Raw genomic sequence first — 22,865 nt, 5'->3', positions numbered from 1 at the left:
TCAATATGTTTTAGGTGATTTTGATGAGAGGAGAACTTATTAGGGTTTTGAGTGCTGTTGAAGAAAAAGCTAACGAGCTCAAAATGGATGGATTCGAGCCAGATTTGGTGCTCTTTGGGAAAGAGGCTTACGAGTTTTTGAAAGCGCAGATAAACGAAGAGTTTGGAGGGGAAGAGGGAGTTTCCGAGATTTCTGGGCTTAAGGTCAAGGTCGTTGAAGAACTCGGAAAAGATGCGGTTGTTATTGACTCAAAAGTTCTTGGCATAGGGCTCGGAGGGGCTAAAAGGGTTAAAATAATCAAAGATTAAGGGAATATCCACTTAAAATCAGCAGGCTTAAAGAAACTGCCATTATATCTGCCAGACTTCCGGGATTTCTTAAATCTTTCTTTTCTCTTAGAAACTCGTCAAACTCCTCGAGGCTGAGCGTTCCGGCGAGGGTTTCTTTTGCTTTCGTCTGAACGAGTTTTGCCTCCTCAAGCCCGGCTTTTCTTATAATCAAGGTGTCCAAGTTGTTGGATAGAAGCTCAAGGAATGCCCTGATGGTTGCTTCCTCAAGTGAAAAAATGGAGCTAAGTTCTTTGAGCCTGTAAAAGGTGGAGTAGCTGAGCTGGTAGCCGGTAAGCCACTCCTTAAAAATCAGCTCCCTCTCGCTCGAAATCTCCGCAAGCTTTTCAAGGTTTATCTTGTCTCGGATGAGCTCTTCAAAAGAGGAATCATCGTAAACGTCGTATTTTACTCCCCTTTTAACTCCCTTTGGGTTCGCAATTCTTATGGCTTTGTAGAATTCTATGCTGTCATACGGGCTGGATGCAGAGATAAGAAGCTTAACTTTTTCTCGGGCAGCCTCAATGTCTTTCGCCCATCCAAGTGCCACCGTGAGAGGAATTGCGAGGGTTATTATCCCAAAGTTTGGGTTTAAATTCTGGGCTTTTTTGGAGTTTTCAACGGCTTTTTTTATAAGCTCTCCGAGTTTTGCCCCTTCTGGTTGAAGTTTTCCCCCTCTTATGAGCTCCCCTCTATGAGCGGCTTCAAAAAGAACATCAATTACAGAAGTGTTGGCAAAGAGAAAATGGTATAGGGTAAGGTCTTCAAAGTCCCTATATCTATTCACGTTGCCGGGCTTAGGGATGGCTACTTCAAGTAGGGGCCCTAGAGTAAAGGCTTTGACAACCTCCCACTTATCCATAGCCATCATTCCACGACTATTTTTCCAATGAAGTTCTTGACTCTTAGTTTTAATGTTTTCTCCCCAGTTTCAAATCCTTTATTGACAGTAACCGAAGCCAAAGAGCCCTCAATTGAAGGTGCTACCTTAACGTTTTCTGGGATGTTGATGTTAATCTCTCCGCTTCCTCTGTATATTCCAATTTGGGAGCAATATCCACCGATCTCTATCTCGGGACAGTTTTCAAGAGTTAACTCCATGTCTCCTATGAAGTTCGTGACAGTAAAAGAGCTGAATACTCCTGAGGCTGCGACATCTCCAACTACGTTATCCATGTTAACTGAAACAGTCTCTCCCAATTCAAGGTCAACGTCACCCGCAGTATTCCTTAAGGTTAAAGAAACAAGCTTAACCTCGTCTCCAACTTGTATTAAGAGTTTTCCGTTTTCCTTGTTGCACTCGAAACATGAGAGCTTTAGAGTTTCGCCATCACTTACCTCCACCGGCAGATTGCTGAGGACTTTTATAGTATCTCCCGGTACTCGTTCTACGATTATTTTTGCGGCAATATTTTCTATTGCGATCTCGGAAGCGCTGAATTCACCGATTTCCTTTACTTCTCCGACATCCCTAAAGGTGAACTTCCATGAAGAATATGAACCTGGAGTTACAAGAAACAGCGCTAAGTATATGATGAAAACTACCGCCAAAGCAGTCCTTGCGGTTTTGTTTTTGATAAGCACATAGAGACCTGCGATAATGAGAACTACTCCCCAGAACGCTCTTTTAATGTAAGGCGCATATGGAAGGAGGTAGTCATATAGCTCTGGTCTAAGGCTTCTTAAAATGATCAGCAGTCCTAAAAATGTTAAAAAGAGACCAAGGAGTCGTTTCATTTTTCATCCCCTCGCTACCAAGTATAGGCCGAGCAATAGGATAAGCACCGCGACTATTTCCCTAAGCCCGAATAAGGGGAAAGGTATGAAAGCTTTTAAGAGTAGCACTGCGCCTAAGAGAATAAGGGCAATTCCAAAGAGCTTCGTGTCATCTTTTTTCTCAACTACTGGGGCTTTTTTGCTGAGTTCTTCCACACTTTTTCCAGCCTCTTCGGCTATTTTTTCAATCTTCTCAGGAAGTTTCTCTGCGGTTATCTCTTCTTCATCTTCTTCTGGCATGACAATAGCCATCAAGAAGTATGCTAAGATGAACACCGGTTCTACTAAACACAGCAGTATGAAGATTATTCTCACTATCGTCGGATCAATCCCCAGATACTCTGCAATTCCTCCCAACACTCCTAAGAACATTCTATTCTTTTTACTCCTCCTGAGTTTCTTCCCCACTTACTTCACCTCCCTCTTCGGGTTCTTCCGGCATTACAAGAGCCAACAGGAGGTATAACAACGCCGCAGTCCCCACACTCCCCAACAGCAGAAGGATAAAGAGTATCCTAACAAGGGTTGGATCTACGTTAAAGTACTCTGCAAGTCCTCCACAGACGCCAAAAAGTATTCTGTTCTTTTTGCTTCTATACAACTTTTTTTCCATATAAATTCACCTCTTCCTTGAATTAATATTCATTTCACGCTTAATATACTTTTGCGTGTCAATCTTTAATTCGCGGTCATAGTATATTTTAGTACTGGTTATTTTTGGATAGAAGAGCTGTGTTTTCTGCGTTTTTTACCTTCATTGAAATCAATAAAAACCAAAAATCCTGTTGCGTTGTCATTCTTCAATAAATTAAAATAAAAACGGGGAGAAGAAGGCGATCGTGATCAAATTATTTCTACTTCAAAGCCCATTATCTCTCTTCCCAACTTCTTTCTCGCTATTTCAAAGGCTTTTTCTACCCTGCTAACTACCACAATTTCTTCCTCGGGGATTGAATTCCTCCTGTAGTAAACTATTCTCGCGAGCATAGCTCTCACCCCATATATCACTTCGAGTGATATTACAGTAGTATCTAACCTTGATGATTGTAAACACATTTATAAGCTTTTCTGTGCTAATATGTACGTCAATGAACAAAAAGAATTAAAAGGGTTAACGAAAAGAAGCCCCCATGGAAGTCCTTTTCATAAAACGTGCACATTTGGAAGAAATCCTCAGGAAAGCTAAGGAAAGCAAGGTTGAAATATGCGGGTTTTTAGTGGGAAAAATAGAAGGAAAAGCTGCCTTTGTGGAAAAGGTTTCGTTTGCAAACAACAAATTAACTTCCCCGGTTGAATTTGAGATAGACCCTCTAGAGATCCTCAAAGTTCTTGAGAGTGCTGAAAGAGAAGGAAAGGAGATAGTGGGTATTTTCCATTCCCACGTCAACCGCCCACCGTACCCTTCATCCAAAGATTTGAAGGGCATGGACTTGTGGAGAAACATATGGCTGATAGTGAACAACCTCAGAGAGTACAGAGCGTTTATACTCGAAGGGGGCAAAGTAAAAGAAGTTAAAGTAGAGGCAGTCTAGTCCTGAATTATAATCTCTATTTTCCGCCCCTCTTTGTACCCTTTCATGGCAGAGAGCATTCCCTTAATGGTCTTTTCCACTACTTCTTGAACCCAATCTTTCATTGGAAGCTCCTTTCCATCAATTTTAACAATGACCTTTGGTTTTGAACTCAAGACGACACAGTCTTTTACGGTCTTTTCGCCCTTTACTATTAGCTTTGCCATTTCATAGCAGTCAAGCCCGCACAGTCTGCAGTTAATATTCGGCAGAATGAAGGCTTTTTCCTCTATCAAATCGGTAAGCCTTTCGGGGTTTTCCAGAGCGTTTATAACCTCAAGACCATCAACGCTTTTGAGTTCATTGGATATGACTCCGCTAACCGCTATCGCGAGCCCATCGTTTAGCACTTTTACTTCTTCTTCGCTTTTAGCACATATCACTTTGGGCAAATGCTTGGCATCTTTAAACCCCTCAAGAAGAAGAAAATCTACTTCAGGCATTACAGAAAGGAGAGCGTTTAAGTCCTTTGCATCAAAAAGAAGGGCATCTGTGTCCTGAGCCCTCACAATCACGCAATCAGCTACTCTTTTCAGCCTCCATGTGTCGCTTTCTTTTCTATCAAAATTCGTGTGCATGCTCTTTGCTATCCCCACACAGTACCCTCTTTTTTTGAGCTCTTTTGCAACGTTCTCCACTGTAGTTGTCTTTCCGCTCTTTTTGAATCCTACAAACGCAACTGCCCTCATTTTAATCACTCTAGGAGCATTATCCAATTAACGTCGTCTATCTTGACTACCAGTGCTTTTCCCCTGTTTCCTACAACGTCGGCGACGTTCTCCAAGATGATTATCTCTTCATCGAAATCCTTTAGAATGCCAGTAAAGGAGTGGTCTCCGCTTACGGCCAAGGCTATTCGTTTCCCCTTCCACTTTTTGAGGGTTTCGTCCAGTAAAAGTGGTTTCTCCTCGCTCATGTTCTCACCATAGGAAAAGACTATAAATGGCTTTTAGCTTTTTCCATGTGGTGATTGCATGAGGCTGGTTACAAAGAACGAGGTTGTTAAAGATGCCTTTTTAAATGAACTCAAGAGGGAAGGAATTAAATTTGCCGTTACGGAAAGGCTTGGGTACGAGGCATTCATAGGCTACATGATAGAGGGGACTTTGGAGGAGATAAGCAACACTTTAAATTCCTTTGAAGGTGAGGAGAAGGAAATCCTTATCGAGGGTTTTCTCGCGTTTAAGGAGCAAATAAACCATGCCCTTGAGCATCTCAAAGAAGGTGAGGAAATAAACCACCTTCTCCAAGAAGGATACTGGATGGGAGATGTTCTTGAGCAATTGTTTAAAAACGGCGCACTTGTTGTTGAAGAGAACAAAGCAAGGCTAAAGGAAGACGTTGATGTTACAAAGCTAAAATTCCAGTTCAGATTCCCATATCAAATTGCAAAAAACCTCGAAAGCATAGAGAAGATAGCAAAGCAGTTTGCTTTCGTAGATCTGCTTCCCGAGTATGAGATAGAGATCAGGGAGCTTGAAATAGAGAAAATAAATAAAGCCCTTCACATAGCGGCGAAGTACTTTGAAGAGGAAGCGGTTATGGGCGTATACTTTGCTTTAATCTCAAGGGGAATAGTTGCCAACGAAGTGTTAAATGCCCTTGGCAATGAAAAAGTTCCAAAAGACGAGTTAGTTGGAACGTTTCTCAAGGCAATGCCCATGGAAATACCCACTGAAAAGGGCACCATGATAATAAACGTGACAGACGGGAAGGCATTTGAAGAAATTTTGAGAATGCTGGAAAAAGAAGGGCGCATAGACATAAAAGGTGGGAAAATCAAACGGAGATAGAGTCTTCCGAAGGAAGCAACACCAAACCTAGGAGCATTAAAATTCCTCCCACTCTACTCGTCAAGATGAGGGCAATTACTGCTGGAATTAAAAGTTTGTCTTTTGCTTTTTTGTACTCTTTGTTTTCAATAAGTTCAATGACCTCCTCTGACCTCTTAAGTATCCAGTAGCCGAGGATTGCGAAGGGTATTGCGAGCACTATTCCCACAACTGTGAGCAGAAGGAGAACCGCTATGAAGAATGGCTCTATGACGCTTAGAATACCACCGACTTTTATCAACTTTTTCGCCATTTCTACATCTGCCATTTGACAATCCCCAATAGTAATAAATGTAAAAATCCTTAAAAGAGTTTCCAAATTTCATCTGTTTCAGGTCTTTTTAGTGGAACTTCTTTTCCGTCTCTTACGATAACCTTTACGTTCTTATCTTCCAGAAACTCCCCAACTATTGCAGCCTCAATTCCTTCTTTCTTTATTGCCTTCACAATTTCTTCGGCTTTTTCTGGCGGTGCTGCAATTAGAAGGGAGCCCGAGCTTATCAACGCCAAGGGGTCTAAGTTAAAGTACTCGCACAGCTTCTTGGTCTCTTCTGCAATGGGTATCCTATCGTAGTAAACCCTAAATCCCAGCCCGGCTGCATCCGCCATCTCGTGGAAGCCGTTTGCTATTCCTCCCTCTGTGGGGTCATGCATAGCGTGAACTCCAATCTCTGTGGCAATTAGGGCTTCTTTAACCACGCTTATTTTCTCAAGGAACCGCTTTGCCCTCTCTACAAGCTCGTCCCCGAACACTTCCCTTAGCTCTTCCTCCTTTTCGCTTGCTATGATGGATGTTCCCTCAATTCCCGCGCCTTTGGTTAGGATTATGACATCTCCAGCTTTTGCGCCGTTTGAACGCACAAGCTTTTCTTTTTTAACCTCGCCGAGCATTGTTCCAATAACTATTGGCCTATTTAACCCAATCGTAACTTCCGTGTGACCGCCAACTATTGAAACTCCAAGTTTTTCGGCGCTTTTGTGCATGTCCTCCATTATTTCCCTAAGCACATCCTCATCGGCATTCTCGGGGAGCAAAATTGTTGCAAGAAACCATCTCGGTCTGGCTCCAAATGTTGCAACATCGTTTGCGTTCACGTTTATTGCATAAAAGCCTATGTGCTTCTCTGCTCCCGTTATGGGGTCACTGGATGCAACGAGAACGGTTTCCCCAAAGTCTATTGCAGCCGCATCAATTCCCACACCGGATTTTACTATCACTCTTTCATCTTGGGCCCCTAGAAGGTTAAAAACGATCTTCTCAAGTATCTCTGGAGGAACCTTTCCTGGAAGCATTTTTTCATCCCCATTAAAATGAGGATAGAAAAGATAAAAAGGTTGTCCAAAACTAATAAAGTAATCTTTTTACCGAAGACGAGAACGTTTGCAAATTATTTTTCCACTTGTCAGGTTTCGGTGTGGTCCTTAAGCTCTATCTTAAGTCTATAGTCTATTACTCCCTCTATTGCTAACTCGACGGCTCGGGAATTATTTATTCAAATAGGCCAATTCAATGGTTTCAACTACGCAGAGCGGTATTTAGAGGAGCTCTACAATAGGAGGGACACTAATAATTCAGAATCTGTTGTGACTTTATGCAGAGAATAGCATCAACGGTTTGTTCAATCCACCAGCAGGATTAAAATTGGAGTCTTTTTAATGCTTACTTTTTTCAAAACTAATTTTCTATTGCAAACCAAAAATTTAAATGGCTTAATAGACATAAATAGTCTATGAAAACTTCCGTTGGTGATGCTCAATGCGGTTAAAGTTGTTAAGCTTTTTGTTACTTGGTTTGGTGGTTTTAGGATTTTTCGGTAGTGCGGGAATTGGCAACGGTGATAAGGACAAGGCTTGTCAGAGTGGAAGAACTACAGGATTAACAGGTGGAACGATAGTGCAAAAAGGGGAGTTTGCAGGGGTAGATAATCAAGTTCTTACCACTATGGAGGTAGCGGCAGGGTAGGAGGGACGACAGATGTTGCCCCTCTCTTTTCCTTTATTCATCTTAGCTCTGCTGGCAACTAATCCGTTGTGGAGCATTCAACTTAGTGCCAACTCTATCGCAGTAAATGAGAATCTCGTTGCAGTTACCTCTGACAAGCTCTACATTCTTGACGAAAGTGGTGAGGTTCTTTTGGAATATAACGTAACGCCTCTCTGGATTGGCTTTTCTGATGGATACCTTGTATCCCTAACCAAGGATAGAGCACTATGGATTGATAAAAACTTCCCAATCCGCTCATATAATATTTCACTCAAAAATCCCCCATGGTTTACAGATTCAGAAAAATACCTCGCAGTTTACGACCTTGATCCCATGGGCATGCCTAAGCTCTATCTCCTTGGTAGAGAGGGTATAATATGGTCTGCAAACATTTCATTTTCCGTTAACACCATTGCCATTGATGGCAACACAGTTTATCTTGGTGGAGATGACCTCTATGCCGTTAAAAATGGAAGAATTGAGAAAGTACTTAGTCTGCCTCCTTGTGTATCAATCAAAAGCCTCGATGCATACAAAGATTTTGTTGCTTTGGCACTTGAAAACGGGACTTTAATCTTACTAAAAGATTCCAGAGAACTCTGGAGAATGCAACTTACGCCCAACGTGACATCAATACATGAGTGTCTATGCAATGGTACAATATTCAAGACCCCCTCAGCTAAATACCTCAACATCAAATTTTTCGCCAATAATTTACTCGTTGGAATAGACAACAATGTGGAGTTCTATTCCCTTAACGGCACACTTATCCGGAGATTCAAGCTTGATGGGAATATCACATCCCTCGAGACATCAGATTCTCTGGCTCTCGCCGTGACTCCTAATAGGGTGTATTTCATTTCAGAAAACGGGGTTTTGGGGAGTTATACCACTGATGTCAAACATACTGCGGTTTTCGGGCTAAACGCTGTAATAGCAGACTCTCAAGGAGTTCATTTCTTCACGTTTAAACCATTTGTAACGGTTACAGACGTTGATGAGAGTATAGCAAGAGAAGTGTTCTCTAATGAAACTCCCAACAAGCAGATTGTTCTCGGAAAAGCTGCAGCTAAGTTTGTTAACGCGACTTTTACAAGGGATACCATGGAATTTGATGGGATTATTTATAAAAGCACTTGGAAGAAAGAAGATTACTGCCTAATTCAGCCCGAAAGTGGAAGAGTGTTCATAGTAGGGACACACAGGTATGGAACCAGAGCTTGCCTGCTTTACTATAAGGAAAGAAGGCCTGAAAAGCTCACACTGCTCAGATGGAGGGATTTAAACAGAAATAACAAAGTTGAGGTGGAAGAGATTGAAGCTGTACTTATGGAAAATCTCCAATAGGGGGTCTTGGAGTTGAAAGACTTTCTCTTCCAATCCTTCTTTTCCTCCTCGGCTTTGGATGGTTAAGCATAAAAAGGAAAGATATCAAGCTTAAACGAGGTTCTTTTCTTTCAGAACTTTTTCCATTCTGTCCATTGCTTCCTCAAGCTTTTCGTAGGCTGTGGCATAGCTTATCCTCACGTAGCCTTCTCCAGCATTTCCAAAGGCGCTTCCTGGAACAACGACGACCTTGGCCTCCTTTATCATGAGTTCGCTGAACTCTTTGCTTGTAAGCCCAGTATCCTTAATTCTCGGGAATATGTAGAACGCTCCCTTGGGCTTAACCGTTGGCAGTCCCATCTCGTTTAGCCTCTTCCAAACAAGGTTTCTCCTCCTCTCATACTCCCTGCGCATCTCCTCTACAGCTTTCCAGCTCCTTTCGTCCCTTAAAGCCTTTGCAGCTGCGTATTGGATAAACGTTACCGGGCATGTGGCATTGTACATCTGGAAGCGGACCATCTTCTCTATGACCCACTCAGGAGCCGCTAAAAATCCCAAACGCCATCCAGTCATTGCAAAGGTTTTTGAAAAGCCGTTCATAGTTATTGTTCTTTCAAACATGCCGTCTAGAGAAGCGATGCTGTAGTTTTTGACGCCGTCGTAGACGAAGTATTCGTAAACTTCGTCGCTTAAAACCATTAAATCATGCTCTACGGCAAAGTCTGCAATTTCTTCGAGGTCTTTTTTCGTTAAAACGGCTCCAGTCGGGTTGTTAGGAGTGTTTATGATCAAAGCCCTTGTTTTTGGGGTGACGTATTTCTCGAGGTCGTCAACGGTTAAGCGGAATTCGTTCTCCTCGTATGTGGGCACTTCAACGGGTTTTCCTCCGGCTAAGATAACCGCGGGGGCATAGCTGACGAACATTGGAGAAGGAATGAGGACTTCCTCATTATCCCTGAGGAACGTTGCAAGCCCCATTAGGATCTGCTGATTTGTGCCAACAGTTATCATTATTTGGGTTTTTGGATCCGCGTCAATCCCGTTATGCTTCTTGAACTTTTCTGCAACGGCTTCCCTGAGTTCCAAAATTCCTGCGTTTGGGCTGTAGTGCGTTAGTCCCTTGTCAAGGGCTTCCTTTGCGTATTCTTTTATGTGCTCTGGAGTGTCAAAGTCTGGTTCCCCAATCCCAAGTGATATTACGCCTTCAATTCCCTGAGCAAGGTCAAAGAGCTTCCTTATTTCAGAAGGGTTTACCATTTCAAGCCTATCACTTAGCGCCATGAGCCTCACCAGAGGGATTTCTCGTTGATGTTTATAATTTTACCTATATCAAATCATATCAGAAGTTTGAGTTTTGTCGATCCTCATTCTCTATTTTCTCATAATTATCGTAAAATTTATATGTGATCTAAGCAGTAATTAACTTTGAGGGAATAAACAATGGAAATAACGTTTGAAAAATTGGCTGAGGTCATATTCAAAGACATAATACCCAAATTAGAAAACAATATTGGTGTAGCAGTATTTTGCAAAGAGAGAGCAAAATTTGAAGGTTGGCTCAAGGTAGAATTATGTGAGAGCCTACTAAAACATTTCCCAACTTTAATAATAATTCCAGAAAAAGACAGAATTGATATTACCTTTGATGACTGGGCAATAGAACTAAAAACTATCAACACTAATTACAGATATGAAGACGTCAAGAACAAGCATAGACCGATTACTAAAAATATCCAGGGGATACTCGAAGACATTGAAAAACTAAGATCTACAGATTACACCAATAAGGCGATTTTGTTTGTAGTTTTTCCTGCAACTCATAACCATAAAAATTGGCAAATGCATTTGCGGAAAATTTCCGGATCATTAAAAGATATAAGATACAGGGAATTTAAATTTAAAAATAAGGTTCCGGGGGTAATTTATTTTGGTTTAGTTTGATTTTAACACGCAAGGTTTCTCCTGAAACATTTCAAGGAAAATCAACCGAGAATGTAAAGGAGAGGAACCTATGAATATACAACAAAGTTCTCTAAAACGAGGGCATCAAGCCTTGCTTTTCTGAAAGTTCTAACCGCGTCTGCTGGGGAGCAAACTATTGGTTCCCCATGCATGTTGAAGCTCGTGTTTAGGACAATTCCAACACCGGTTTCCTCCTCAAAACGTTTTATTACGTCATAATACCTCGGATTGTCGTCTCTAAGAAGGGTCTGAGGTCTTGTAGTACCGTCAACGTGCACAACTGCCGGGGCTTCCTTTATCATTTTTTCCGTTGCCTTGTAGCTCATTGTCATGAACTTGTTTGGATATGGGTCTTGGAGGTAGTCCTCGATTCTTTCCTCCAGCATTGAAGGGGCAAAGGGCTGGAAGACGTCTCTATTTAACGACACGTTAAGTTTTTTCACAACTTCCTTGTCCATCGGATTGGCAAGGATAGAACGGTTGCCGAGTGCTCTGGGCCCATATTCCATTTTTCCCTGGAAAAAGCCCACAAGCTTTCCTTCTAGGAGCATTTCTACCACAACTTCCTCGACATCTTCACGGTACTCAAATTTTAGGTTTTCCTCTCTCAAGAGGGACTCAATTTTGTTTTCGTCATAAGAGGGACCCAAATACACATGCTCCAGTTTAAAAGGCTTCCACTTTCCATCCAGCCTCTCCATTTGTGCCTTTACAAATGCCGCAGCACCGAAAGCTAAGCCAGCATCGTCCATAGCGGGAAATACCCACAAATCCGGGAAATGCTTCCTCAATATTGCATTTGCCTTTACGTTTTGTGCAACCCCTCCAGCGTAGGCGAGTTTTAAGTTGTAACTTCTAAGTTTTAAACCGAGCTCGTCGAGAAGCTTTTCAAGACGTGCTTGGGCAGAGGCCGCAATCTCAATTGCCTTTTTCTGTAGTTCTCCATCAAGGTTGCCCTTTTTCATCTGCTGGGCAATTTCCTTGGCCTTGGAGAGTGGATAATTAAAGAACTCGGCAAGCTTTTTTGTGGCTTCGATCCCGACAACCTTGAGCTTGTTTTCAAAACTCAATCCATTGAGTTCAATGATGTTTGAGAGATCATAAGCTGGCTTTCCATAGGCGGCTAAGCTCATTACTTTCCCTTCATGCCTCATTGGTTTAAAGCCTAAAAGCTCAGTAACAGAAGCGTAAAAATCCCCAAGTGAGTCCAAATAAGTGCTCTGGGCTATTCTTATCATCTCGCCATCTCTTCCGATGTAAATAGAGGAGCTTAGTCCATCACCCGCCGCGTCTATACTTAATGCCAGAGCCTCCCTCCATCCCGAGGTGAGATAAGCGGAAGCGGCATGACAAAGGTGGTGCTCAACAAAGAGAACTTTCTTTTTGAAGTCTTTGCCAAAAATGGACTTTAACCGTTTTTCTAGCTCCAACAACCGGGATTGCTTCCTGAAAAGGCCAGCAACCGCTATTATTTCCACTTCTTCTGGATGAATATCCCCCATTTCCAAAACTTTCTTTATGCTGAGCTCCGGGAACCCGCGATACTTCTTTATTCTGTTTAGTCTCTCTTCGTTTACGGCGTATATCTCTTTCTCCGTGAATAGCACTGCCCCTGCGTCGTGTCCATCGTGCACTCCAAGTATTATCATGTGTGGGGATTAGACAAATGCTTTTTAAACGTAACTTTGGAACATAACACAGGGGATTGAAATGAAGGCAAAAATTGAGGAGTTTGTTGATAGGGACACGTATAGAAAGGCTCCCCTGTTTGAGGGAGAGCTCCCGGAAGGGAGTTACGCCCAAATAGTTGAGATAAAGCCAAAGCAAAGAGTTCCAAAGCACTACCATGAGAAGCAATATGAGCTTTTTTGCATAATCAGCGGTGAGGCAAAACTCAGCATCGGAGGGGGGGAGTACAACGCCAAACCGGGCGATATCTACCTTGTAAAGCCAAAAACAATTCACTGGGTTGTAAACGAAAGGGAAGAACCATTTAGGCTCTTTGTGGTTAAGCTGAACTACTTTGGGGAAGATACCGTCTGGCTGGAGGATTGACAAAATAACGGATTTCCAGAGCGAAAAATTCTTTAAACCTTCTTATTACCTAAGAGCATGAACATCTACGAAATGCTTGCTTTAATCGGCATAGGGCTTATCCTTCGGAGGTTAGTAAAGTCTGAAATACCGTTCATCTATTTAAATAAGCTTGCCTCACAGGGACTTTTAACCTTCTACGTCTTTTCAAACGTTGCCTCAAAGGACATTGAATACCTTATGGAGATTAAAGTAGTATTCTTGTATGTCTTCTTGGTCATTGTCCTAAGCCTTGGGGCGTCTTTTCTTTATGGCAGATTTTTTGTGCAGGATAAAAAATGGCGGGGAGCTTTGATAATACTCTCAACGTATCCAAATACAGTGGCAATGGGATTCCCAATAGCAAGCCTCTTTTTGGACGACTTAACCCCTGCGATTATCTATGCAAATACAAACACCTTGATAGTCCTTCCAATAGTGACTTTCGTTGCTGCACATTATTCGAGCGGAAAAGCTTCGCTCAGGGAAAGCCTCCTAAGAGCGCTTAAGTTTCCGCCTACAACTGCTAATCTACTAGCCTTATCCTTTGTGCTACTGGGTATTAAACTTCCCTCAGGATTGCTGAGTTGTATGAACAAAATCGGATGGTGGAGTATTCCCGCGATTCTCATTTACTTCGGCTCCCGCATAAACCTTCAGAAGTTTGAATGGAGGAAGCTCCTTGAGGTAGGGACGTTTAGAATAGTCCTGCCTTTTGTTTTTGTCGCTTCAACACTAAGAGCTGATCCGGAAATATTCTATGCAGTACTTGTTGAGGCTTCAATGCCTCCCGCAATAATGGCAAATGCCATTTTAGCTCATTATAAGCTTAAAGAAGAAGAGGGGATTGGAGTTACGATTGTGTTAACTCTCGCAGTTTTAGCCCTCTTTCTTGCCCTTAGGCTATTTCTCTAATTTGGCATCACGGTAGAGTGAACTCGAGTCCCGAGAGTTCATTGTTCACAGACTTCACTACAGAGAACCTGTAGAGCTTACCCTCTGTGGTGACCTCGACTATGGTTGTTGCCAACTCTTCAAGCAATGGCAAAGCATCTGGAACAGCACGCTCTAACACGTCAGTATTGATGAAGTAAAACGCAATCCTGCGCTTATCCCCAACAAAAGAAAGGACGTCATTCACAATACGGAACACCTCTCTTGTAGACTCAGCGAGAGAGAATATCTTTTCAAAGCCCAAAATGGGATTAATTACTATTTCTCTTTCCCTCAGCAGAGAGTCAAAAACCTTCCTGTACTCGTGCTCTTGAATCGCCAGCTCTTCAACTCTAATCCTCCCCACAACTTGCCCGACGTTCAGCCTGCCACCGAGTTTTACGACTTTAACATCATTCAAGAAGCTGGTGTCAATGCCGGCTAACTCCAGCTGTGCCTTGTACAAGTACTTTGGTTTAAATATGGATTGAAGCCCATTTGCGATTCGTAATTTTCTGCAAAGCTTGTCCTAACTATCTCCTTATGTGAAAAAGCTTTAAAGAGAAACCCCAAATATCACCCGAGGTGAAAGCAATGGAGAACCCATTTGAAATTACCGGAGTTGTTGCAAGGGAAATCTTAGATTCAAGGGGAAACCCCACAGTTGAAGTTGACGTATATACTCCAGTCGCAATGGGAAGAGCCGCTGTTCCAAGTGGAGCATCAACGGGAATTCACGAAGCTTTAGAGCTTAGGGACGGCGGAAAGAGATACCACGGAAAAGGCGTTAAGAGGGCCGTTGAGAACGTCAACAAGATAATCGCCCCAGAGCTTATTGGAATGGATGTTACGCTTCAAAGGGACATAGACATGCTCATGCTTGAGCTTGACGGCACTGAAAACAAGAGCAACCTCGGTGCAAACGCTATTCTTGGTGTTTCTTTAGCAGTCGCAAAGGCTGCGGCAAACACACTTGGAATACCGCTCTACCGCTACCTCGGTGGAGCAAACGCTTATGTTTTGCCCGTTCCAATGAGCAACGTTATCAATGGTGGAGCTCACGCTGGCAATGATTTGGACTTCCAAGAGTTCATGATCATGCCAGTCGGTGCAAAGAGCTTTAGGGAAGCAATTCAGATGGTAAGCGAAACCTACCACACCTTAAAGAAGCTTCTCATGGAGAAGTACGGCAAGTTAGCGGTCAACGTTGGTGACGAAGGAGGTTTTGCTCCACCAATGAAAGAGGTAACCGAGCCCTTAGATGCCCTTGTAAAAGCAATTGAAGAGAGCGGTTACAAAGTTGGAGATGAAATAGCGTTTGCCCTTGACGTTGCATCAAGCGAGCTTTATGAGGAAGAAAAAGGTGTCTACGTTGTTGGAGGCAAGGAATACACAAGGGAAGAGCTCATTGACCTCTACAAGGAGCTCATATCAACATATCCGATAGTCTCCATTGAAGACCCAGTTCAAGAAGAGGACTTCGAAGGCTTCGCGATGGTCACAAAGGAGCTCGGCAAGAAGGTTCAGCTAGTTGGTGACGACATCTTTGTTACAAACGTCAAGAGGCTCAAGAAGGGCATTGAGATGGGAGCCGGAAATGCACTGCTCCTCAAGGTAAACCAGATTGGAACGCTAAGTGAAGCAATGGATGCCGCTTACTTGGCATTTAGAGCGGGCTATGGAGTTGTCGTATCCCACCGCTCCGGTGAAACCGAAGATTCAACAATTGCAGACATAGCCGTTGCATTAAATGCTGGGCAAATTAAGACGGGAGCACCAGCAAGGAGCGATAGAAACGCCAAGTACAACCAGCTCCTAAGAATCGAGGAAGAGCTTGAAGGAGTAGCCTACTATCCAGGTAAGAAGTTTAGGAACCCACTGCTCTGATTTCTCTCTTTTTTTCTCTGGAGATACCTTTAAATATTCTCGATAACTTAGATAAAGATGGTGAAAGCTTATGCTTACAAAAATGCTCATTGAGAATTATAAATCAATCAAAAAAGCGGAGCTGGAGTTCTCGAAAATTAATGTTCTCGTAGGGCCGAATGGAAGTGGAAAAACGTCCATTTTGGAATGTGCCGAGGTTCTGCGGAATCCACATGTCTATACTGGTTCTATAACCAACACCGTAGGTATCGAGAGTGTTCTTGAAAACTTATTTGAGATTAAATTCTTCGATGAAATAGTCCATGCTCACGATATTTCTAAGACAATTCACATAAATGCTGATTTTAAAGACGTAGGAATACTGAGAGTTGAGGTTTCATTGTCAAAAGAAAAAGGTACTAGAAAACTAATTGGCAACCAATCCTCTAACAGAGACTTAAAAATGGAACTTTCGCGAATACTTCACATTCTAAAAACTAACCGTAGAGTAGGGCGAAGATTAGGGGAGTGTTAGCGGATACATCCGCTGTTGATACTTCAAATTCTCATGCAATTTTTTATTATGCTTGTTATCGTTCAGAATTCCAGGAAAATATTGGAATCATTCGTGAGTTTTACGCAAAATATGGGCTCCAAAATCTAAGATGGGTGCCAACAGAAACACAAGGCCAGTATGAAATTATTGCAACGACTCCAGAAGGGGTTGACATAAATCTCGCAGATGCAGGTGCAGGATTAAATGCACTTTTCCCGATAGTAACTGCTCTGGCATTTTATCCCAAAGGGAGTACTATTTTCATTGAACATCCAGAAATGCATCTTCATCCAAAACTTCAGTATGAGCTTGCTGAATTCTTCTTAATGGTATCAGAGAAGAGAGATTACCAGCTGATAATTGAGACTCATTCAGAGCACTTGTTATATGGGTTGTTAAATGCCGTAGCCTCGAAACGTTTATCTCCAGAGGATCTCGTTATTTATTCATCACGGAAAGAGCAAGGAGAGTCAGTTTTTAATAGGCTTATTGTTCATGAAGACGGAAGTGTTGAAGGGGATCTTCAAGACTTTTTTGAAGCAGATATAGATGTATTCCTTGATTGGCTAAAAGCATGAGGGGAAGATAATGATTGTCATTGTGCTTGATACCAATGTGCTTAGAAGAGCTCTTGAAGAGGAAAAAGGTCTAAAAGGTGATGAGGAAACTAAACTTGCATATGAAATCGTTACAGAACTCTTATTAAATGTGGAAATATTATTTTCGTAATTAATGCAGATACTGCAAGTGAGTATTATCGTCATTTAGAAGCCCTTAAGAAACGACTCAAGCAGTCAAGAATTGCCCCACAGTCTTTTAAATTGCTTTCCTCAATACTACGAAAAATGAGAAAAGTCCCAACAGAAAATCATGAGTTTGAGATAGAAGGGGAAGCCATTGGGAGAAAAGACTATCATTTGCTAAATTCTGCAAAAACAGGGGCTTTAAAATTCAAAGTCGAAGATGCATTTGTTTTAACTTTTGCTCAAGATGTTTATAGAAGCAAGAAGGCTAAAAATGGTCATGGGCTGTTTCGTAAATAGGAATTTACGAAACATTTGTTGGCTTTTGTTTTCCGTAATTTTTATATAGCCTTGTGGGGTAGTTTTTAGTGATGTGGCAGTCTCCGGTATGTGGGGGTTCTAAGCCCGAATGGGGACTGCTGAAAGTCCTGAGAGATGTGGGGAGTTACCGTTCCCCCCGAAAGCCACCCAATGAAGACGGGAGGGTGGAAGGTTGCCCGCTACGATGGTTTCGCATGTCCCAAAAGTAGCGGACAACCAGAACGGTTACTATCTACTTAATCAATCTTAAAGATGAAAAGGAAAGAAAACTTCTTGAGCAAAGGATTACTTAAATTCAAGGCTTTCTGACAACTATCAATGCGTGGTCCTTTTCATATGGCTCTAAGGAGATTCTCTCAACGACTTCGAAGTATTCGCTAAGTTCTTTCTCAACTTCCCTGAAAACTTCCTCCGGCTCCTTTGTAACGTCTATGCTCCTGCTCTTAATGGATATCATACCGTAGCCGCCTCTCTTGAGGTAAGCTTTAGCGTTATCTATGAGTATCTTAGCTTGCGTTGGCTGGGCAACGTCCTCAAAGATTACGTCCACTTTAGTAACCAGCGCTCTGTATTCTTCGGGCTTTGTTGCATCGCCCAAAATGGGTATGATGTTTCTCCTTTCTTCTACAAGTGGGACGAGCTCTCTAAGGACTCTTGGGGAAAATTCAACACCAAAGATTTTTCCTTCCCACCCTATGATGTCGCTCACGTGAGAAGCTGTGGTACCGCTCGCTATTCCAAGGTAAAGCACGGTTGTTCCGGGCTTTATCGGGAAGTTTTTAAGTCCGTTAAGGATAGCAGCAGCAAGTTTTGATCTGTTTGGATTCCATATTCTGTACTCTTCCCCTTCCCACTTGATAACTCTCTCACCGTAAACCTTCTGTCCTGGGACGAGGTTTTTGGTCGCTATCTTCTCGCTGCCGTCATCATCAATGACAATGTAAACGCCAGGGAATTTGTGTTTTTTAACGTTCATTTACATCACCTCCTCCTGCCTTTCTCTTTTCCTTTCTTTTTCTTCTTGTCCTTGAATTTCTTTCCTTTTTCTTTCTTCTTAAATCTCTTCTTCTCTTTCTTGGGCTTCTCTTTGCGCTTTGGTGGCTTTGGATACTTCTCCTTGATTTCTTTAATTCTTGCTTCAAGCTCCTTCTTAAGCTCCTCTGCTATGTATTCACCTGAGAAGTAGTCAACTCTAGCTGCTATTGCAAGCTTTCCAGCCAAGGCTCTTGCAATTTTACCCCTTTGCCACCATGGAGACCTGTTGATAGCTGGATATTGGTAAATAACTCCGTGCTTTGGTGGCTTTGCACCGGTTCTTAGGTGTCTGAACAAGGCTTTTTCTGCACCGAGAACTTGAATCGTCGATGCCGGCATCATTGCCAGCTCTTTTAGACCACCAGCCAGACTAATCAGCCTGGCAGCAAGCTTCGCTCCCACTAGAGCCTTCAAGTTTGGAGCGACGTCGTCCATTGCCTTGTCAATGTAGTCCTCGATTTCGCTTCTCAGCTTGTAGAGGTCGTCGATTTCCTTTGCCAAGTCTTGGATAACCTTGATGTCCTTTTCATCCATCCATGCACCCATTGTCTTCTCCTTTGCTTCAAGGATTTTTGCTATCTTGTTTTCTCCCAATCCGAGGGATTCCAGCATCTCCCTCGTAATGTTGTCTCTGTGTCCAATGGTCTTAACAAAGCTCACATACTGCGGGTGCTTGGGCAAAAGTTCGTCAAGCTCGGGGAAGTGGAGGGAATACCACTCCCTGAGTCTGGAAACAAGGAGGTTTATGACCTTGTCAATGTCGTCAAGAGCTTCTATTGCTTGGATTACCATCTTGTCCCTTGCACCGCTCTGCTCCTGTATCCTAAGCCTGGTTAAAGCCACTCCCACTGTGAAGTACTTCTCAAACCACTCTTCTCCTAAAAACTCCGCGGGGTTTTCTCTAAGTCTCTCCCCAGCCAAGTTGGGGAATTCGAATTCAGCTTCGAAACCGAGCTCCCTCACGTTTCTGCTCAGCTCCGGATGTTCGAACACAAAACTTGAGTACCCTTTCTCTTTCAGTTCTTTTATGAAAGCAGTGAGGTCTTCTGTGACTTCTCCCTTTAGGAGCTCGTCCAATGCAACTTCTGGCTTCTCCGTGAAGATTCTTTTTCCTATGAGTTTGCCTTCTCCATCAAAGGCGTAGATCCCCTGCACGTTTTCGCTTATGTATGCTTTCATGAGCATCACCTTTTCCATTTTTTGTTGAAGAGGTATAAAAGAGTTGGGCTTTTAAACCTACTCTGCAACATGGCCTTATAAGCAATTGTCGAAAAAACGTTGCACATTTACCGAAAGACTTTTATAATGTACACCATTAACCTCCGAAAGAACCCATTTAAGCTAATTCCTTAAAAAGGTGGTGCCCAATGAGAAGACTGCTAAAGCCAATAAAGGATGTCGGAATTGTTGGCTACGGTGCTTATGTGCCAATGTACAGAATTAAAAATGAAGAAATTGGAAGGGTATGGGGAGTAAACAGCTTTCCCATACAGGAAAAGTCCGTAAACAATTTAGATGAAGATGCTATAACCATAGGAATTGAAGCGGCAAGGAATGCCCTCAAAAGAGCTCAAATAGACCCAAAAGAGATTAGGGCATTGTGGTTTGGAACGGAATCTAAGCCCTACGCCGTTAAGCCCTCTGCAACTGTGATTGCGGAAGCAATTGGGGCAACTCCCGATTTAGATGCAGCCGATTTTGAATTCGCATGTAAAGCCGGAACTGAAGCTCTTCAAGCCGCAATTGGATTTGTGGGAAGCGGAATGGCAAAGTATGCCATGGCAATCGGTGCCGATACTTCCCAAGGGAGACCCGGAGACCACTTGGAATTTACCGCATCAGCCGGAGGAGCCGCTTATATCATTGGAGAGAAGAGCTCGGAAACGGTTGCTTATTTTGAAGGAAGCTATTCCTACGTAACCGATACCCCCGATTTCTGGAGAAGGCAGCACGAGCCTTATCCAAGACATGGAAATAGATTTACCGGAGAGCCCGCTTACTTCCATCACATAATAAACGCCGCGAAGGGATTGATGGAGGAGCTTGGATACTCACCAAGTGACTTTGACTATGCCGTATTCCACCAACCAAACGTTAAGTTCCCGTTAACTGCCGCAAAAATACTGGGAATTCCCAAGGAGAAAGTCCTTCCAGGATTGCTGAGTGGAATAATAGGAAACACCTACAGCGGTGCAACCCTCGTGGGCATTTCAGCGGTTTTAGACATAGCAAAGCCAGGAGATAGGATTCTTTGGGTAAGCTTTGGAAGCGGAGCTGGAAGCGACGCTTTCAGCTTGGTTGTGCAAGATGCAATAGAAGAAAAGAGGGACTTAGCGCCAAAGACCATGGACTACGTAAATAGAAAGAAATACATCGATTATGCACTCTATGCAAAGCACAGAGGTAAGTACATCTTGTGAGGTGGTTAAAATGAGGAAGCCAGTAATTATTGGTGTGGGGCTAACTCCGGTTGGAGAGCACTGGAGGCTCAGCCTTAGAGATTTAGCGGTTGAAGCACTGCTCAACGCAATGGAAGATGCAGGCGTTGATAAGGTGGATTCCCTTTATGTTGGAAACATGGCCTCAGGTTCATTCGTTGAGCAAGAAAACCTTGGTGCATTAATAGCAGACTGGGCAGGTCTTGGAAATATTCCAGCGGTTAAAGTCGAAGCCGCATGTGCTTCCGGAGGAACTGCTGTTCAAGAGGGAGTAAAAGCAGTTATGAGCGGCCTTGAAGACGTCGTTGCCGTTGTAGGCGTTGAGAAGATGACCGATGCTTGGCCAAGCGACGCTACAAGATACCTCGCTTATGCTGCGGATGCAGAGTGGGAGCTCTTCCATGGAGTAAGCTTTGTCGCTTTAAACGCTCTCACCATGAGGCTCTACATGAAGGAATACGGCTACACCGAAGAGGATTTGGCGCTCTTTGCAGTTAACGCCCACGCAAACGGCGCTAAGAACCCCTATGCAATGTTCAAAAAGCCGATAACAGTTGAGACCGTTATGAAGAGCCCATATGTAGCGAATCCACTGAAGCTCTTTGATGCCTCCCCAATAGCAGATGGAGCCGCTGCGGTAATAATAACCACCGAAGAAAAAGCCAAGGAGTTCGTGGATAAGGCAAAGATGGTCGAAGTTGCCGGAATGGGAAGGGCAATAGACACAATAAACTTAGCAAATAGGAAAGACCTCTTATTCCTCAAGGCCGCAAAGGTTGCCGCTGAGAGAGCATACAAGATGGCGGGAGTTAGTGTTGATGACATAGACTTCTTTGAGGTTCACGATGCATTCACTATTATGGCTGCATTAAGTTTAGAATCAATAGGAGTAGCCGAAAGAGGAAAAGGTGCAATGCTCGCAAAAGAAGGGCAGATAGCCATAGATGGAGACTATCCAATCCAAACTTTGGGTGGATTGAAGGCGAGAGGGCATCCAGTAGGAGCAACTGGAGTTTATCAAACTGTTGAAGCAGTTTGGCAGCTTAGAGGAGAAGCCCCGAACCAAGTGCCCGATGCGGAGATTGGCTTGACCCAAAACATCGGTGGAACGGGTTCAAACATAACTGTAACCATATTGAGGAGGGTTTGAAGATGGGAAGGCCCATGCAGGTTGCAAGGTATTGGAGGCACTTTAAAGAAAAGTACCGCCTCATCGGAGGCAAATGTAAGAGCTGTGGTCACGTTCACTTCCCGAAGAGGCCTGTATGTCCCGAATGTGGAAGCCAGGAGATAGAGGACTTCCAGTTCAGCGGGAAAGGTAAAGTTGTTAGCTGGACCATAGTGAGAAACCCACCGAGCGGTTATGAGTACTACAAGCCCTATCCAATAGCCCTAGTTGAGCTTGAAGAGGGGCCAGTGGTTTTGGCTCAGCTCACAGACGTTGATCCGGAAGAAATAGACTTTGGAATGGAAGTTGAAATGGTCACAAGAAAGATCAGAGAGTTCGAAGAAGACGGAATAATCCTCTACGGCTACAAGTTCAGACCTCCGATAAAGTGACTTATTTTTCCTCTTTTAAATCCTTTACCATTCTTACCCATATGCCGCTTTTCCCAGCTACTTTAAACCCATATTTTTTATAGAACTCGATTGCCTTGGTGTTTTTCTCTCCGACCCAGAGCTCTATTTTATCGTTGTATTTGCTCAAATACTCCAAGGCTTTTTCCATGAGTTTTTTGCCAACGCTCTTTCCTTGATAGTCTTTATCAATTACGAACTCGTGTATAGCTCCTACTACTCTGTTTTCATATCTGCTGTGCCAGTCGTTATCGCATACAATGAAACCTACTATCCTATCTTCATCTTTTGCCACAAAAAACCCATCGCTAGCTTTGCTCCAGCACCAGCGGATGTATCTCTTCGCGTAGCTTTCTCCTTCACCGCCGTATTCCCGTAGGTTTTCATAGCCCCGCATGTATATTCCAACAAGAGTTTCGAGGGTTTCTTGATCTAGTTTCTTTAGCTTCTCTATTTTGATTTCATTCGACATATCCATCGGTGTTAAATTTTCAGATGGATTTATAAAATCTAATCCTCAACTGAGAGTAGAGAGCGACGAAGGT

31 protein-coding genes are annotated in these 22,865 nt (G+C 43.1%); 16 read left to right on the top strand and 15 right to left on the bottom strand.

Going from position 1 to position 22,865, the window contains the following annotated elements:
* Positions 1-23: 23 nt before the first annotated feature.
* Complete coding sequence (locus tag NF865_RS09235) at positions 24-308, top strand: family 4A encapsulin nanocompartment shell protein (RefSeq protein WP_253304428.1); 285 nt, start codon at positions 24-26, stop codon at positions 306-308.
* On the opposite strand, the gene NF865_RS09230 is transcribed toward NF865_RS09235, so the two are convergent.
* The 5 genes from NF865_RS09230 to NF865_RS09210 all read right to left on the bottom strand — a co-directional run bounded on the left by NF865_RS09230 (position 298) and on the right by NF865_RS09210 (position 3,089).
* Positions 298-1,188 carry a triphosphoribosyl-dephospho-CoA synthase gene (locus tag NF865_RS09230; RefSeq protein ID WP_253304427.1) on the bottom strand — a complete coding sequence of 297 codons (891 nt, stop codon included), beginning with the start codon at positions 1,186-1,188 and terminating at the stop codon, positions 298-300. The two genes, NF865_RS09235 and NF865_RS09230, sit on opposite strands and share 11 nt — an antisense overlap.
* A 5-nt stretch (positions 1,189-1,193) precedes the next feature.
* Positions 1,194-2,063 carry a DUF4097 family beta strand repeat-containing protein gene (locus tag NF865_RS09225; RefSeq protein ID WP_253304426.1) on the bottom strand — a complete coding sequence of 290 codons (870 nt, stop codon included), beginning with the start codon at positions 2,061-2,063 and terminating at the stop codon, positions 1,194-1,196.
* A gap of 3 nt (positions 2,064-2,066) precedes the next feature.
* The gene (locus NF865_RS09220; RefSeq protein ID WP_253304425.1) at positions 2,067-2,510 is read right to left on the bottom strand and encodes a PspC domain-containing protein; all 444 of its coding nucleotides are present in this window, start codon (positions 2,508-2,510) and stop codon (positions 2,067-2,069) included.
* The gene (locus NF865_RS09215; protein WP_253304424.1) at positions 2,485-2,715 is read right to left on the bottom strand and encodes a PspC domain-containing protein; all 231 of its coding nucleotides are present in this window, start codon (positions 2,713-2,715) and stop codon (positions 2,485-2,487) included. Before NF865_RS09215 ends, NF865_RS09220 begins: the two co-directional genes overlap by 26 nt.
* A 230-nt stretch (positions 2,716-2,945) precedes the next feature.
* Positions 2,946-3,089: a hypothetical protein gene (locus tag NF865_RS09210; RefSeq protein WP_253304423.1), complete on the bottom strand. Its 144-nt coding sequence runs from the start codon at positions 3,087-3,089 to the stop codon at positions 2,946-2,948.
* Positions 3,090-3,232: 143 nt separating this feature from the next.
* Here NF865_RS09210 and NF865_RS09205 point away from each other — a divergent pair, with 143 nt between their 5' ends.
* Positions 3,233-3,634: a M67 family metallopeptidase gene (locus NF865_RS09205; protein WP_253304422.1), complete on the top strand. Its 402-nt coding sequence runs from the start codon at positions 3,233-3,235 to the stop codon at positions 3,632-3,634.
* Here NF865_RS09205 and mobB read toward each other — a convergent pair.
* Complete coding sequence (gene mobB, locus NF865_RS09200; RefSeq protein WP_253304421.1) at positions 3,631-4,362, bottom strand: molybdopterin-guanine dinucleotide biosynthesis protein B; 732 nt, start codon at positions 4,360-4,362, stop codon at positions 3,631-3,633. The genes NF865_RS09205 and mobB overlap by 4 nt on opposite strands.
* 5 nt (positions 4,363-4,367) lie before the next feature.
* Positions 4,368-4,589 carry an LSm family protein gene (locus NF865_RS09195; RefSeq protein ID WP_253304420.1) on the bottom strand — a complete coding sequence of 74 codons (222 nt, stop codon included), beginning with the start codon at positions 4,587-4,589 and terminating at the stop codon, positions 4,368-4,370.
* A 58-nt stretch (positions 4,590-4,647) separates the two neighbouring features.
* Between NF865_RS09195 and NF865_RS09190 the strand changes: the two genes are divergently transcribed.
* Positions 4,648-5,466 carry a hypothetical protein gene (locus tag NF865_RS09190; protein ID WP_253304419.1) on the top strand — a complete coding sequence of 273 codons (819 nt, stop codon included), beginning with the start codon at positions 4,648-4,650 and terminating at the stop codon, positions 5,464-5,466.
* Here the strand turns inward: NF865_RS09190 and NF865_RS09185 are convergent.
* Both NF865_RS09185 and NF865_RS09180 read right to left on the bottom strand, forming a co-directional pair.
* Positions 5,453-5,773, bottom strand: a complete 321-nt coding sequence (locus NF865_RS09185; protein ID WP_253304418.1) for a hypothetical protein — start codon at positions 5,771-5,773, stop codon at positions 5,453-5,455. The genes NF865_RS09190 and NF865_RS09185 overlap by 14 nt on opposite strands.
* 35 nt (positions 5,774-5,808) lie before the next feature.
* A complete protein-coding gene (locus NF865_RS09180; protein ID WP_253304417.1) occupies positions 5,809-6,798 on the bottom strand; it encodes an AIR synthase family protein in 990 nt (329 codons plus the stop codon).
* Positions 6,799-7,261: 463 nt separating this feature from the next.
* Here NF865_RS09180 and NF865_RS09175 point away from each other — a divergent pair, with 463 nt between their 5' ends.
* Entirely contained in the window at positions 7,262-7,468 is a 207-nt protein-coding gene (locus NF865_RS09175; protein WP_253304416.1) for a hypothetical protein, read from the top strand.
* A gap of 12 nt (positions 7,469-7,480) precedes the next feature.
* Positions 7,481-8,836 carry an adenosylmethionine-8-amino-7-oxononanoate aminotransferase gene (locus NF865_RS09170; RefSeq protein ID WP_253304415.1) on the top strand — a complete coding sequence of 452 codons (1,356 nt, stop codon included), beginning with the start codon at positions 7,481-7,483 and terminating at the stop codon, positions 8,834-8,836.
* Between the two features lie 90 nt (positions 8,837-8,926).
* Here the strand turns inward: NF865_RS09170 and NF865_RS09165 are convergent, their stop codons facing one another.
* Positions 8,927-10,096 (bottom strand): pyridoxal phosphate-dependent aminotransferase, encoded by a 1,170-nt coding sequence (locus tag NF865_RS09165; protein WP_253305654.1) that lies wholly within the window; start codon positions 10,094-10,096, stop codon positions 8,927-8,929.
* A gap of 159 nt (positions 10,097-10,255) precedes the next feature.
* Here NF865_RS09165 and NF865_RS09160 point away from each other — a divergent pair, with 159 nt between their 5' ends.
* Positions 10,256-10,756 (top strand): hypothetical protein, encoded by a 501-nt coding sequence (locus NF865_RS09160; RefSeq protein ID WP_253304414.1) that lies wholly within the window; start codon positions 10,256-10,258, stop codon positions 10,754-10,756.
* A 68-nt stretch (positions 10,757-10,824) separates the two neighbouring features.
* Here the strand turns inward: NF865_RS09160 and NF865_RS09155 are convergent, their stop codons facing one another.
* Entirely contained in the window at positions 10,825-12,426 is a 1,602-nt protein-coding gene (locus tag NF865_RS09155; RefSeq protein WP_253304413.1) for a carbamoyltransferase family protein, read from the bottom strand.
* Positions 12,427-12,487: 61 nt separating this feature from the next.
* Between NF865_RS09155 and NF865_RS09150 the strand changes: the two genes are divergently transcribed.
* Together NF865_RS09150 and NF865_RS09145 are read left to right on the top strand one after the other, a co-directional pair.
* Positions 12,488-12,832 (top strand): cupin domain-containing protein, encoded by a 345-nt coding sequence (locus NF865_RS09150; RefSeq protein WP_253304412.1) that lies wholly within the window; start codon positions 12,488-12,490, stop codon positions 12,830-12,832.
* Positions 12,833-12,889: 57 nt separating this feature from the next.
* Positions 12,890-13,765, top strand: coding sequence for an AEC family transporter (locus NF865_RS09145; protein ID WP_253304411.1), 876 nt, complete (start codon positions 12,890-12,892; stop codon positions 13,763-13,765).
* Between the two features lie 7 nt (positions 13,766-13,772).
* Here NF865_RS09145 and NF865_RS09140 read toward each other — a convergent pair whose 3' ends face one another.
* Positions 13,773-14,249 (bottom strand): DUF257 family protein, encoded by a 477-nt coding sequence (locus NF865_RS09140; RefSeq protein ID WP_253304410.1) that lies wholly within the window; start codon positions 14,247-14,249, stop codon positions 13,773-13,775.
* 128 nt (positions 14,250-14,377) lie between these two features.
* Here NF865_RS09140 and eno point away from each other — a divergent pair, with 128 nt between their 5' ends.
* The 5 genes from eno to NF865_RS09115 all read left to right on the top strand — a co-directional run bounded on the left by eno (position 14,378) and on the right by NF865_RS09115 (position 17,248).
* Entirely contained in the window at positions 14,378-15,670 is a 1,293-nt protein-coding gene (gene eno / locus NF865_RS09135) for a phosphopyruvate hydratase (protein ID WP_253305653.1), read from the top strand.
* 70 nt (positions 15,671-15,740) lie between these two features.
* The gene (locus tag NF865_RS09130) at positions 15,741-16,184 is read left to right on the top strand and encodes an AAA family ATPase (RefSeq protein ID WP_253304409.1); all 444 of its coding nucleotides are present in this window, start codon (positions 15,741-15,743) and stop codon (positions 16,182-16,184) included.
* Positions 16,178-16,783 (top strand): AAA family ATPase, encoded by a 606-nt coding sequence (locus tag NF865_RS09125; protein WP_253304408.1) that lies wholly within the window; start codon positions 16,178-16,180, stop codon positions 16,781-16,783. The genes NF865_RS09130 and NF865_RS09125 overlap by 7 nt, the downstream gene beginning before the upstream one ends.
* Positions 16,784-16,793: 10 nt before the next feature.
* Positions 16,794-16,934 carry a hypothetical protein gene (locus tag NF865_RS09120; RefSeq protein WP_253304407.1) on the top strand — a complete coding sequence of 47 codons (141 nt, stop codon included), beginning with the start codon at positions 16,794-16,796 and terminating at the stop codon, positions 16,932-16,934.
* Between the two features lie 116 nt (positions 16,935-17,050).
* On the top strand, positions 17,051-17,248 hold the full coding sequence (locus NF865_RS09115; protein WP_253304406.1) for a hypothetical protein: 198 nt from the start codon (positions 17,051-17,053) through the stop codon (positions 17,246-17,248).
* 316 nt (positions 17,249-17,564) lie between these two features.
* Here NF865_RS09115 and NF865_RS09110 read toward each other — a convergent pair whose 3' ends face one another.
* The gene (locus NF865_RS09110) at positions 17,565-18,245 is read right to left on the bottom strand and encodes a fibrillarin-like rRNA/tRNA 2'-O-methyltransferase (protein WP_253304405.1); all 681 of its coding nucleotides are present in this window, start codon (positions 18,243-18,245) and stop codon (positions 17,565-17,567) included.
* Between the two features lie 5 nt (positions 18,246-18,250).
* Entirely contained in the window at positions 18,251-19,483 is a 1,233-nt protein-coding gene (locus NF865_RS09105; RefSeq protein ID WP_253304404.1) for a C/D box methylation guide ribonucleoprotein complex aNOP56 subunit, read from the bottom strand.
* Positions 19,484-19,671: 188 nt separating this feature from the next.
* Between NF865_RS09105 and NF865_RS09100 the strand changes: the two genes are divergently transcribed.
* The 3 genes from NF865_RS09100 to NF865_RS09090 are packed head-to-tail and all read left to right on the top strand — an operon-like array spanning position 19,672 to position 22,302.
* Positions 19,672-20,724, top strand: coding sequence for a hydroxymethylglutaryl-CoA synthase (locus NF865_RS09100; RefSeq protein WP_253304403.1), 1,053 nt, complete (start codon positions 19,672-19,674; stop codon positions 20,722-20,724).
* Positions 20,725-20,734: 10 nt separating this feature from the next.
* Positions 20,735-21,892, top strand: coding sequence for a thiolase family protein (locus NF865_RS09095; RefSeq protein WP_253304402.1), 1,158 nt, complete (start codon positions 20,735-20,737; stop codon positions 21,890-21,892).
* 2 nt (positions 21,893-21,894) lie between these two features.
* Positions 21,895-22,302, top strand: a complete 408-nt coding sequence (locus NF865_RS09090) for a Zn-ribbon domain-containing OB-fold protein (protein ID WP_253304401.1) — start codon at positions 21,895-21,897, stop codon at positions 22,300-22,302.
* A 1-nt stretch (position 22,303) separates the two neighbouring features.
* Here the strand turns inward: NF865_RS09090 and NF865_RS09085 are convergent, their stop codons facing one another.
* Positions 22,304-22,792 carry a GNAT family N-acetyltransferase gene (locus NF865_RS09085; RefSeq protein WP_253305652.1) on the bottom strand — a complete coding sequence of 163 codons (489 nt, stop codon included), beginning with the start codon at positions 22,790-22,792 and terminating at the stop codon, positions 22,304-22,306.
* Positions 22,793-22,865: the final 73 nt, after the last annotated feature.

Origin of the sequence: Thermococcus aggregans, from assembly GCF_024022995.1 — an archaeon.
Taxonomy (GTDB): domain Archaea; phylum Methanobacteriota_B; class Thermococci; order Thermococcales; family Thermococcaceae; genus Thermococcus_A; species Thermococcus_A aggregans.
Note: the sequence above shows the minus strand (reverse complement) of the source record. Positions and strands in the feature narration are given on the sequence as shown.

Bases quoted from the DNA above. Each gene is read 5' to 3' on its own strand.
- NF865_RS09115 (WP_253304406.1), top strand. From the start codon at position 17,051: ATGAGAAAAGTCCCAACAGAAAATCATGAGTTTGAGATAGAAGGGGAA.
- NF865_RS09095 (WP_253304402.1), top strand. From the start codon at position 20,735: ATGAGGAAGCCAGTAATTATTGGTGTGGGGCTAACTCCGGTTGGAGAG.
- NF865_RS09205 (WP_253304422.1), top strand. From the start codon at position 3,233: ATGGAAGTCCTTTTCATAAAACGTGCACATTTGGAAGAAATCCTCAGG.
- NF865_RS09155 (WP_253304413.1), bottom strand. From the start codon at position 12,426: ATGATAATACTTGGAGTGCACGATGGACACGACGCAGGGGCAGTGCTA.
- NF865_RS09195 (WP_253304420.1), bottom strand. From the start codon at position 4,589: ATGAGCGAGGAGAAACCACTTTTACTGGACGAAACCCTCAAAAAGTGG.
- NF865_RS09180 (WP_253304417.1), bottom strand. From the start codon at position 6,798: ATGCTTCCAGGAAAGGTTCCTCCAGAGATACTTGAGAAGATCGTTTTT.
- NF865_RS09145 (WP_253304411.1), top strand. From the start codon at position 12,890: ATGAACATCTACGAAATGCTTGCTTTAATCGGCATAGGGCTTATCCTT.
- NF865_RS09160 (WP_253304414.1), top strand. From the start codon at position 10,256: ATGGAAATAACGTTTGAAAAATTGGCTGAGGTCATATTCAAAGACATA.
- NF865_RS09120 (WP_253304407.1), top strand. From the start codon at position 16,794: ATGATTGTCATTGTGCTTGATACCAATGTGCTTAGAAGAGCTCTTGAA.
- NF865_RS09230 (WP_253304427.1), bottom strand. From the start codon at position 1,188: ATGGATAAGTGGGAGGTTGTCAAAGCCTTTACTCTAGGGCCCCTACTT.
- NF865_RS09090 (WP_253304401.1), top strand. From the start codon at position 21,895: ATGGGAAGGCCCATGCAGGTTGCAAGGTATTGGAGGCACTTTAAAGAA.
- NF865_RS09210 (WP_253304423.1), bottom strand. From the start codon at position 3,089: ATGCTCGCGAGAATAGTTTACTACAGGAGGAATTCAATCCCCGAGGAA.
- NF865_RS09110 (WP_253304405.1), bottom strand. From the start codon at position 18,245: ATGAACGTTAAAAAACACAAATTCCCTGGCGTTTACATTGTCATTGAT.
- NF865_RS09165 (WP_253305654.1), bottom strand. From the start codon at position 10,096: ATGGCGCTAAGTGATAGGCTTGAAATGGTAAACCCTTCTGAAATAAGG.
- NF865_RS09190 (WP_253304419.1), top strand. From the start codon at position 4,648: ATGAGGCTGGTTACAAAGAACGAGGTTGTTAAAGATGCCTTTTTAAAT.
- mobB (WP_253304421.1), bottom strand. From the start codon at position 4,362: ATGAGGGCAGTTGCGTTTGTAGGATTCAAAAAGAGCGGAAAGACAACT.
- NF865_RS09105 (WP_253304404.1), bottom strand. From the start codon at position 19,483: ATGAAAGCATACATAAGCGAAAACGTGCAGGGGATCTACGCCTTTGAT.
- NF865_RS09175 (WP_253304416.1), top strand. From the start codon at position 7,262: ATGCGGTTAAAGTTGTTAAGCTTTTTGTTACTTGGTTTGGTGGTTTTA.
- NF865_RS09130 (WP_253304409.1), top strand. From the start codon at position 15,741: ATGCTTACAAAAATGCTCATTGAGAATTATAAATCAATCAAAAAAGCG.
- NF865_RS09185 (WP_253304418.1), bottom strand. From the start codon at position 5,773: ATGGCAGATGTAGAAATGGCGAAAAAGTTGATAAAAGTCGGTGGTATT.
- NF865_RS09215 (WP_253304424.1), bottom strand. From the start codon at position 2,715: ATGGAAAAAAAGTTGTATAGAAGCAAAAAGAACAGAATACTTTTTGGC.
- eno (WP_253305653.1), top strand. From the start codon at position 14,378: ATGGAGAACCCATTTGAAATTACCGGAGTTGTTGCAAGGGAAATCTTA.
- NF865_RS09235 (WP_253304428.1), top strand. From the start codon at position 24: ATGAGAGGAGAACTTATTAGGGTTTTGAGTGCTGTTGAAGAAAAAGCT.
- NF865_RS09225 (WP_253304426.1), bottom strand. From the start codon at position 2,063: ATGAAACGACTCCTTGGTCTCTTTTTAACATTTTTAGGACTGCTGATC.
- NF865_RS09170 (WP_253304415.1), top strand. From the start codon at position 7,481: ATGTTGCCCCTCTCTTTTCCTTTATTCATCTTAGCTCTGCTGGCAACT.
- NF865_RS09085 (WP_253305652.1), bottom strand. From the start codon at position 22,792: ATGTCGAATGAAATCAAAATAGAGAAGCTAAAGAAACTAGATCAAGAA.
- NF865_RS09150 (WP_253304412.1), top strand. From the start codon at position 12,488: ATGAAGGCAAAAATTGAGGAGTTTGTTGATAGGGACACGTATAGAAAG.
- NF865_RS09100 (WP_253304403.1), top strand. From the start codon at position 19,672: ATGAGAAGACTGCTAAAGCCAATAAAGGATGTCGGAATTGTTGGCTAC.